The sequence below is a fragment of the Nocardiopsis sp. CNS-639 genome (assembly GCF_000381685.1).
Taxonomy (GTDB): domain Bacteria; phylum Actinomycetota; class Actinomycetes; order Streptosporangiales; family Streptosporangiaceae; genus Nocardiopsis; species Nocardiopsis dassonvillei.
Map to the genome: position 1 here is coordinate 1 of NZ_KB906901.1, position 5,472 is coordinate 5,472.

The window sequence follows — 5,472 nt, forward strand, 5'->3', positions numbered from 1 at the left end:
GGGCCGGGGCCAGATCGCGCACGTGGCGGTTGTACTCCGACTGGCCGGGCAGGCGGGGGAACAGGTGCCCGATCCGGGCGGGGGCGGCGCGCATCCAGCGGCGTTCGCAGTCATGGCGCAGCAGGGCCTGGGCCACCGCGACACAGACGAGTTCGGCGTCGGTGAGCAGCCGGTTCGGGCCGCGTTTGACCGGTTGTTCACGCGAAGGCAGGACGTGGTCGTCCAGATGGACGTAGAGTGCGGTCAGAAGGGCGTCAAGGTCATTGGTCACACTCTGATCCTCGACGCCCTTCGCCATGGGCGCAGGGGTTCCGAGAAACCCCCATCAACGATCTAGGCAGTGTTTTCTGGACTTCCGCTTCGCTTCGTCCCGCCCGTCGCCCGCCATCGCCCTCAGCGGGCGCCTGCGGCGCGGTCCTGCTCGTGTCCGGGCACCCTTCGACGCGGGCGCCTCGGCGCCCACGGCGGGTTCGCTCATTCCCCACGAACCCGCCTCCGGCAACTCCAGAACCCCGTGGTTGCCCGCCCCCGCGAACCGGGGTCGGTTCGGGCGGACAGGGCACGGTCCGCCGGCCGGTGCGGGTGCGGCGGAGGCCGAACACGAAGGACCCGACACACGGGGAGGGCCCGGCGGTGCGCACCGCCGGGCCCTCCCCCCGTTCTCACCGGCTCCGGTCACCACCGGATCCGGACCTCACCAGAGGTCGTCGCGTCTGGCCGGCGGGCTCTCACCGCCGCCACCGCCACCGCCTTCCTCTCCGCCGCCGCCCTCACCGGGACCCGGTTCGGTCCCGGGACCGGGGATCTCCGGCCACTCGGGCGTGGTGGGCACCTCCGGCTCCACCGGCGTCTCCGGCGTGGTGGGCACCTCCGGCTCGGTCGGCGTCTCCGGCTCCGCGGGCGCCTCCGGCTGCTGCGGCTGCTGGGGCTGCTCGGTGGACACGTCCGGAGCCCAGTTCTCGGTGGTGCCGCTGAAGGCCGGACTCGGGAACGAACCGGGCTCGTAACCCTCCATCGCGGTGCTCATGTACCGGTTCCACAGCGACGCCGGGAGCGTACCGCCCGACAGCGAGCCGTATCCGGGGATGCTGAAGCTCTCGTTGTTGCCGCTGTAGATCCCCACCGCCGTGGACAGCTGCGGGGTGTAACCGACGAACCAGGCGGCGACGCTGCCGTCGGTGGTACCGGTCTTGCCCGCGGTGGGGTGGTTGGCCAGCCGCGCCCCGGTACCGGTACCGCCGTTGACCACCTGCTGGAGGGCGTGGGTGACGTCGGCCGCGGTCTCCTCCTCCAGAGCCCTGTTGCTCTCCACCTCCGGGCGCACGTTCTCGCCCTCGGAGTCGATGATCTCCCGCACCACGTGCGTCTCGACGTGCACGCCGCCGTTGGCGAAGGTGGCGTACCCGCTGGCCTGGTCGACCGTGCGGGCGCTGGAGGCGCCCAGCGGCATGACCGGAACCAGTTGGCTGTCGGGCACACTCCCCTCGGGCCACCCCGCGGCGTAGACGGTGTCGCGGACGTTCTCGAAACCGACCTCCTGGGCCAGCTCGATGAAGCCGAGGTTGTTGGAGACCTGGGTGGCCTGCGTGAGCGTCATGATGCCGCCCGGCGAGTTGCCCGCGTTCTGGATGCGTGAGCCCGCGATGGTCTGCGGCCCGCGCCCGTCCACCGTGGAGTTGAGGCTGTAGCCCTGTTCCAGGGCGGTGGCGAGCACGTAGGGCTTGAACGCCGAACCGGTCTGCGCGGCGCCGAGGAAGGAGCTGTCGTACTGGTTCTCCCAGTAGTCGTGGCCGCCGTAGAAGGCCAGGACCTCGCCCGTGGCCGGGTCGACGGTGGTCAGACCGACGTTGACGCCCTCGGGCCGGTTCTCGAGCGGGACCATCTCCTCCACCGCGGCGTAGGCGGCGTCCATCATGTCCTGGTCGAACGTGGTGACGATCCTGTAGCCCTGGCGGTTGATCTGGTCCTCGGTGTAGCCGAGCCGCTCCAGCTCGTTCATGGCCTCCTGGAGCATGTAGCCCTTGTAGCCGCTCAGGTCGGTGCCCTCGCTGGGCCGCTCCGGCTCGGGCGCCGGGAACTCCATCGCGTCGGCCTCGGCCTGGGTGATGGCCTCCGTGGTGACCATGCCGTTGACGACGTACTCCCAGCGCCGCTCCATGGAGGGGGTGGTCTCCACGTCGGCCTCACCGAAGGGGGTGGGCTGCTGGATGGCGGCGGCCAGGAACGCTGCCTCGGCGGGCTCCAGGTCCTGGACGTCCTTGTGGTAGTACGCCTGCGAGGCGGCCTGGACTCCGTAGGCGTTGCGACCGAAGTAGATGGTGTTGAGGTACTGCTCCATCACCCACTCCTTCGACTCGCTCCGGTCGACCTTGAGGGCGATGATGATCTCCCGCACCTTGCGGGTGATGGACACGTCCCGGGAGATGCCCTCGTAGTAGTTGCGGACCATCTGCTGGGTGATGGTGGAGCCGCCCTGGACCTGCTGGCCGGTGACGGTGGACCAGACCGCGCGGGCGGTGCCGCTCACGGACACCCCGGGCTCGGTCCAGAAACCGCGGTCCTCCGCGGAGATGACCGCCTCGACGACGTGTTCGCCGCCCGCGGTCATCTCGTCGTAGGACAGGATCTCCCTGTGGGTGCCCCGGTAGGCGAACTCGGTCTCGCCGTCGGCGAAGTAGAAGGTGGAGCCCTCCTCCAGGACGTCGGCCTTGGCCGCGTCCGGAACCTCCACGGTGCTGTAGAAGAAGGCGAAGACACCGCACCCGATGATGAAGAACACGCCGGTGACGATGAGGAAGACCCGCAGGATCCTCCACCACATGGGCTTCTTGGCCTTCTGACCGGCGCCCTTCTTCTTGCCCCGTGCCTTGGGGTCACCCGGGCCCTTGGGTCCGCCGGGCCCGGTACCGCCAGGGCCAGCCGGACCCTTGGGGCCGCCAGGGCCGGTGGGACCGCTGGGTCCACCGGAGTTACTGGAACTGGTGGTGTCACCGGGACCGCTGGGGTCGCCGTGTGCCCCGGAGTGGGCGGCGGCCGCTCCCGCGGCACCCGCCGCTCCGGCCTCGGCCGCGGCGAAACCGGGGCGGGCGCCCCGGTCCTGCTGCTCCCGGGAGGGCGAATCGGCCACGTAGGAGGAGAGGCGACGCGGCTCGGGCCACAGGGACGCCGTCTCGGCCGCGGAGGACTCGTCGATCCTCTGCTCTCCGTCACGGTCCGGAGCGACCGCGTCCGGTGCGGCGGGCACAGCGGACGTGGCTGCCTCGGCGGATCCGTCCTCGAAGTCCTGGACGTCGGTCACGGTTCCGGCCACGGGGCTCTTGGGGACTCCCGTGCGCTCCTGCCCGCGCGGGCTCCAGAGGTCTGTCCCGCCCTCTTCGGCACCGGCGTCGCCGGAGGCGTCGTCGGACGTCTCCGCCGCCTCCGCGGAGGCGGCGGCGCGGACGGAGTCGAGCGAGATGGGCTCGGTCCGGTCGGACACCGGCGATGGGGGCTCGTCGGCGCCGGCCGTACCGTCCTGGTCGACGGACGTGTCGTCGGCCGCGAGGGGCGGGGCGGCCTGGGAGGGCCGTCCGTCCCCCCGGCCCCCGTCCTCGCGCGTGTCCGACTCCTCCGTGCCCGTGCTGCCGGCTGAGGCGGGGGAGCCGGCCGCGGGAGAGGTGTGGACGGCATCGGCGCCGTGCGCGTCGGCGGGAACGTCGGAGGCCTCCGCGGCGTCGTCGCCGGTGTCGTCGGATCCGAAGCCCTGTTCCGCGAGGTTCTGGGCGACCTTGTCACGGAGGAAGGTACCGCTGGTCTTGAAGGCGACCGGATTGATGAACTCCGGTTCGGGCTGTTCTCCTACGCTTTCTTCTCCTCCAGGAGTGTCATGAGTGGATTGGTTCCCCTCGATGTTGGGTACTCCACTCTCGGGACTGTGCTTGTTGGACAGCTCTTCGGCAGAGGTGTTCCTGGTGTCCGGCGTGTCCTTCCCGGGACGCTGTCCGTCCGCCCCGCTTTCGCCGTGTGTGCTCTCGCTCAGTTCCCCGCCCCCATGGCAAATCACGTCCGGCACCGTGCCGTCCTGATGTTTGACGCGCAAGTGCCCCGGATCGTTCAGTTCGAGTCAGGACCGAAGCGGTAATTCGGGGAATAACGCCGCCATCGCTCAGCCCTCCAGGCCACGATACCCGCCCGTAACCATGTCAAGTCCGAGCAGGTAAGCGTACTGTCACTTCTTACCCAAGGCTTACCCTGGGCAGCTGTGTATCGGAAAGACTGTTAGCCCACTCACTTCCCCCGAGTGCGTTCGAGCACCCGCAGGGAGCCCACCGCGCGCATCTCCTGGAACTCCCCCGAGTCGAGGGCCTTCCGGTAGATGTTGTAGGGCGGTCGGCCGCCGTCCTCGGGGTTGGGGAACACGTCGTGGATGACGAGGGCCCCGCCGGGGGCGACGTGGGGACTCCAACCATCGTAGTCGTTCTGGGCGGCCTCCTCGCTGTGGCCGCCGTCGATGAAGACCATGCCGAGCGGGGTACCCCAGACAGCCGCGACATCGGTGGACCGGCCCACGAGCGCGATGACCTCCTCGTCCAGGCCCGCTTCGGTGATCGTGCGCCGGAAGTGCGGAAGGGTGTCGAACCTGCCGGTCCCCTCGTCCACCAGGGACGCGTCGTGGTACTCCCAGCCCTCCTGGTGCTCCTCCGAGCCCCGGTGGTGGTCGACCGTGAGGACCTTGGCCCCGGTGGCGCGGGCGGCCGCGCCGAGGAAGATCGTGGACTTGCCGCAGTAGGTGCCGATCTCCACGATCGGCCCGACCTGGGCGTAGGCGACGGCGGTCTCGAAGAGGGCGGCGCCCTCGTCCGTGGGCATGAAACCCTTCGCGGCCTCCGCCGCGGCCAGAAGCTCTGAGGGGATTGTCTTCGTCATGCGGAAATTGTCCCACCAGCGGAAACAGAAACGGGCAGTGGCCCGTGCGGGCGGGCTACCGCGCCTTCGGAGTTGGGACGGCTGGTTGTCCACAGGAGGCAAGACGCTCTGGCCCCGCCACCCCCGCACCCGGTTGACTGGAACACGGGGGGCCCACCCCCACCCCCGCACCCCCACACACCCACTCTGGCGTTCACAAACGCACAAACACCCGCAAAAAAGAAGAGGGGCCGCCCCGCAAGGCGACCCCCCTCAACGAAAAACCGTGGCAGCGACCTACTCTCCCACCCCACCACAGGGCAGTACCATCAGCGCAAAGAGACTTAACGACCGGGTTCGGAAAGAGACCGGGTGTGACCCTCCAGCAATAACCACCACGGAAACCACACACCACCCACCCGACTCCACCCACCCCAAGAGGCAGGGAATCACCGTGAGCAGCAAGCTCCGTGAAAAATGTGCGCGAACATCCAATTATCTGCAGCGGACAAGCCCTCGGCCTATTAGTACCGGTCAGCTCCACCCCTCACAGGGCTTCCACACCCGGCCTATCAACCCCATCGTCTA

3 protein-coding genes, 2 rRNA genes and 1 pseudogene are annotated in these 5,472 nt (G+C 69.4%); 1 reads left to right on the top strand and 5 read right to left on the bottom strand.

From position 1 onward, the window contains the following. Together G011_RS30485 and G011_RS0129355 are read right to left on the bottom strand one after the other, a co-directional pair. A pseudogene (locus tag G011_RS30485) lies at positions 1–271 on the bottom strand (hypothetical protein); the annotation flags it as partial. Between the two features lie 423 nt (positions 272–694). After that, positions 695–3,478: a transglycosylase domain-containing protein gene (locus tag G011_RS0129355; protein ID WP_231391631.1), complete on the bottom strand. Its 2,784-nt coding sequence runs from the start codon at positions 3,476–3,478 to the stop codon at positions 695–697. Between the two features lie 180 nt (positions 3,479–3,658). Here G011_RS0129355 and G011_RS32740 point away from each other — a divergent pair, with 180 nt between their 5' ends. Continuing rightward, complete coding sequence (locus G011_RS32740) at positions 3,659–4,120, top strand: hypothetical protein (RefSeq protein ID WP_231391632.1); 462 nt, start codon at positions 3,659–3,661, stop codon at positions 4,118–4,120. Between the two features lie 146 nt (positions 4,121–4,266). On the opposite strand, the gene G011_RS0129360 is transcribed toward G011_RS32740, so the two are convergent. The 3 genes from G011_RS0129360 to G011_RS0129370 form a co-directional block, all read right to left on the bottom strand. After that, the gene (locus G011_RS0129360) at positions 4,267–4,905 is read right to left on the bottom strand and encodes a class I SAM-dependent methyltransferase (RefSeq protein ID WP_026338782.1); all 639 of its coding nucleotides are present in this window, start codon (positions 4,903–4,905) and stop codon (positions 4,267–4,269) included. 263 nt (positions 4,906–5,168) lie between these two features. Beyond that, positions 5,169–5,284 (bottom strand): 5S ribosomal RNA (gene rrf / locus G011_RS0129365). A gap of 104 nt (positions 5,285–5,388) precedes the next feature. Beyond that, positions 5,389–5,472, bottom strand: a 23S ribosomal RNA gene (locus G011_RS0129370); the annotation flags it as partial.